Origin of the sequence: Chloroflexus sp., assembly GCF_034435895.1 — a bacterium.
Taxonomy (GTDB): Bacteria; Chloroflexota; Chloroflexia; order Chloroflexales; family Chloroflexaceae; genus Chloroflexus.
Genome location: NZ_DAOTWH010000136.1, coordinates 1 through 4,101 on the forward strand (window position 1 = coordinate 1; position 4,101 = coordinate 4,101).

At 62.6% G+C, this 4,101-nt stretch carries 3 protein-coding genes; all 3 read left to right on the forward strand.

Going from position 1 to position 4,101, the window contains the following annotated elements; genetic code table 11:
- Positions 1-440 precede the first annotated feature (440 nt).
- Positions 441-2,621, forward strand: coding sequence for a GAF domain-containing sensor histidine kinase (locus U9R81_RS08145; RefSeq protein ID WP_322494988.1), 2,181 nt, complete (start codon positions 441-443; stop codon positions 2,619-2,621).
- A 102-nt stretch (positions 2,622-2,723) separates the two neighbouring features.
- Complete coding sequence (locus tag U9R81_RS08150) at positions 2,724-3,380, forward strand: response regulator (RefSeq protein WP_066788745.1); 657 nt, start codon at positions 2,724-2,726, stop codon at positions 3,378-3,380.
- A 17-nt stretch (positions 3,381-3,397) separates the two neighbouring features.
- Positions 3,398-4,101 (forward strand): ribonuclease Z (locus U9R81_RS08155; RefSeq protein ID WP_322494989.1); only part of this gene is annotated, 704 nt, incomplete at its 3' end.

Genomic DNA, 4,101 nt, shown 5'->3' on the forward strand with positions numbered 1-4,101 from the left:
GGGGAGGCCGGGAGGGGCATAACGGCGATTAGCAGCGGGCGAGCCGCCCGTGCTCCGCGCCGGAGAGGGGGTGTGGGCCGCTGGCCCGCCACCGGCGCCACTCCTCCCCCCAACGGGGGGAGGCTGGGAAGGGGGGCATAGCGGACAGAACCGTTGAGGCGATGCCTCATCGCTTAGCTTTACACTCCCCTCTCCCACTAGCGCGGGAGAGGGGCTTGGGGTGAGGGTCGTCAGCCCGCTGCGCGGGCTTCGTACCCCAAGCCCGCCCCTTCAGGGCCGGGTGCCGGGTCAGATGTTCGGTCTGCCCTCGAACCCAGCGCGGGAAGGCTGGAAGGAGGCCTCAGCTCACCTCCCCCCAGCGGAGGGAGGCCGGGAGGGGGGCCTCAGATCACCTCCCCCCAACGGGGAGAGGCGGGGGAGCTACGTAACGAGCAACGCCTATGACAAGCGCTTCGCATCCTACAGCCGCAAACCAATCACTCCCGCTCGGCGACTGGCTGGCGTTTGGCGATGCGCTGCGCGCCGATGACTCGCCGGAAGGTTTGCTTGGCGAAGTGGTCGAGACGCTGCGGCGGATCGTCAACAGTCCGTGCGTCTATGCGCGGCTGCGCGATGATGAAAGCGATACCCTGCATGCGGTCGCCTTCGCCGGCATCGATCCGCAGCTCGCCGAGCAGTTGCAGGCCGTACCGGTCGAGCCGGCGCAGTACCAGCCCTTGTTGCGGCCCGAATACCGGCTGAGTTATTCGTACCTCGTGCCGGCGGAAGTCTTGCCCGCCGGGGTGCCGGACACGGCGGCGATTGCGCTGGCGGCGGCGTTGTTAACGCCATTGCGAGGGCGGGGCGAGCGGCTGATTGGCGTGATCGTGATTGCTTGGCCGCAGCCGCCCGATCTGGCAACGGTGCGGATGGTTGAGGCGATTGCCCGCCAAGCCGCGCTGGCAGTGGAAAACGTGCGGCTGGCCGAGCGCAGCGCCCGTTTGCTGGCCAAAGAGCAACTGCTGGCCGAGTTGGGGCGCGCTGTCGGCGCAACGCTTGATCTTGACACCATCTTGCGCCAGACCGTTGATCGGCTGGCTGCGGCGTTTGGCAGCGGTTTGGTGGCGTTGCTCAATGAAACTAACGATCTGCTCGTCGCTGCGGCAGCGCCATTGTTGGCAGACATGGTTGGCCAACGCTTGTCACTGCTCGATGGCACGCTGGCATGGGTTGCGCAGAGCGGCCAACCGTTCGTGATTGACGATTGCCGGATAGCCACGCGCGAGACGCTCATGTTTGGGCCTGATGTCGCCTCGTGCGTGATTGCGCCATTGCGTAGCGGCGGTAAGGTAATTGGTATCTTGAGTGTGGTGAGCCGCCGCGCCGTCGCCTTCAACGATGAAGATGTCGATCTGCTCGAAGCAATTGCAGCGCAGGTCAGCGGCCCAATCGTTAGCGCCCAACTCTACGCCGAATCGCAACGCTTGGCGGCGCAGGTGCAGCGCCGCGCCGATCAATTGGCGGTGCTGAATTCGATTGCGCGCATCGTCACCGCCACGCTCGATCTGCGCGAGTCGTTGCCGCTGGTGACCCAACGCATTCAGCAGGGGTTTGGCTATCCGCAAGTCGATCTATTTTTGATTGAAGATGATGCCAGCGAACTGGTGTTAGTCGCTTCGGCTGGCCAGTATGCGCCGTCGCGGGTCGGTTATCGCCAGCACATCAACCTTGGTTTGGTGGGACGCGCTGCGCGCAGCGGGCGGATTGTGCGCGCCGAAGATGTGGCCAGCGAAGCCGATTATCTTGGTTTGAGCGAGCGGCTCGATATTCGCTCAGAGTTGTGTGTACCCTTGATCGCTAATGGAAAAACCTTAGGAGTTCTAAATATCGAATCGCCGCAACCGGCTGGCTTGACCGCTGAAGATGCAGCGGTGCTCGAAACGGTGGCCGATATGCTGGCCGGCGCGGTCGAGAATGGCCGGCTGTACCAACGCGCCCAACAGGCGGCGGCGCTCGAAGAGCGCAACCGCTTGGCCCGCGAGTTGCACGATAGCGTCAGCCAACAGCTATTTAGCATGACGCTTACGGCCCAAGCGGCCCGCGCCCAGTTCGAGCGGAATCCGGCCCGCGTGCCGGCGTTGCTCGACCGGTTGCAAGAGACGGCTACCGCCGCGTTGGCCGAAATGCGCGCGCTCATTTTTCAATTGCGCCCGCCGGCGTTGCGCGATCAAGGATTGGTGGCGGCGATTCAACAGCATGCCCAGCATCTGGCCCACCGCGAAGGGTTACGGATCGAGCTGAACGTGATCGGCGACGAGCGCCATGCCCGCGGTATCGAGCAACCGCTGTTCCGGATCGTGCAAGAGGCGCTCAACAATATCGTCAAACACGCCGCGGCCCGTAACGTCCAGATTCAACTTGAACTAACCGCTGAACAGGTGCGCATTCGCGTCATCGATGATGGGCAAGGCTTCGATCCCTCTGCGCGACCTTCTGGCGAGGGCCGCCATCTCGGTTTGCTCAGCATGCGCGAACGGGCTGCCGAACTCGGTGGCACCTTTGCTGTGCATTCGCGGCCCGGCGCTGGCGCCGAGATTGAGGTAGTGGTGCCGCTGCGCGGGCGCAATACGGGTAGTGAGTAGGGGAAGAGAGAATAGCATTTCAGGACATCGTAAGCGATACCTGTCATCGCCATACGGATGGAATGCCATCCCTTGGCTTTTGTACCCACAGGAGGCCGGCTGATGGAACAAATAACCGTGCTGTTGATCGATGATCATCGCGTTGTACGCCAAGGGTTGCGCGACTTTCTCGAACTGCAACCTGATATCGAGGTAGTTGGCGAAGCAGGCAGCGGCGAAGAGGGGGTGGAACTAGCCCGCGAGCTTTTGCCCGATGTCGTACTAATGGATCTGGTCATGCCCGGCATTGATGGCGTCGAGACCACTCGCCGGCTCAAAGCGGTCAGCCCATCCTCGCAGGTGATTGTACTGACTAGTTTTGCCGATGACAACAAGGTCTTCCCGGCGATCAAAGCCGGCGCTATCTCGTACCTGCTCAAAGATATTTCACCGGAAGAGCTGGCCCATGCCGTCCGCGCCGCCTGCCGCGGCGAAGCGGTTTTGCATCCCGATGTCGCGGCCAAATTAATGCAAGAGTTCAACACGCCGCGACCCAACGAAGCGCCGGTCGAGCAGCTCACCCCGCGCGAGATGGATGTGTTGCGGTTAGTGGCCAAGGGTATGTCGAACAAAGAGATCGCCGATACCCTGATCGTCTCAGAAAAGACGGTCAAAACCCACATCAGCAACATTCTCTCGAAACTCCACTTAGCCGATCGCACCCAAGTAGCGATCTATGCCTTGCGCAAGCGGCTGGTGCCGATTGATGACGAGGAGTAATCCATAAGGACTGCATTATGACGAACGCACGGATCGTTTTGCTCGGCACTGGCGCCGGCTTGCCTGATCCCGATCGCACCTATACCCATCTGGTCTGGGATGGGCCGGGAGGGCCGCTGCTGGTTGATGTTGGCGGCGAGAGTTACCGCCGTTTGTTGGCGGCGGGGATTGACCCCCAAACCTTGCGGAGTGTCATCCTGACCCACAGCCACTGCGATCACATCAATGGTCTGCCGGCGTTACTCTTTAGTCTGCGATTGGGTGGGCGCAGCGAGTCGCTGCCGGTCTACGGCCTCGCACCAACCCTCGAACTGGCGCGTGGATACGTGCTGGCGGCAGGGTTGGGAGAATGGGCGGACATAGCGGAATGGCGACCGATCAATGCTGGTGACCGGCTGCTTCTGCCTGATGGGTTAGAGGTTGCGACCGCGTTAACCGCGCATAGCCGGCCATGCATTGCCCTGCGCTTCACGGCGCCATCGTTGCCGGCAGTGTGCTACTCGGCTGACACTGAGCCGTGCCCGGCCGTGACCGAACTGGCCAGCGGCGCGCACCTGCTGATTCACGAAGCAACCGTTGCGGAGCCGTTTGCCGGCCATACCACGCCGCGCCAAGCTGGCGCAGTCGCCGCTGCCGCCGGCGTGCGCCAACTGGTGCTGGTGCATTTCAGCCCGCGCTGGACCATGCCGGTTGAGCAGGCGTTGGCCGAGGTAGCGGCAGG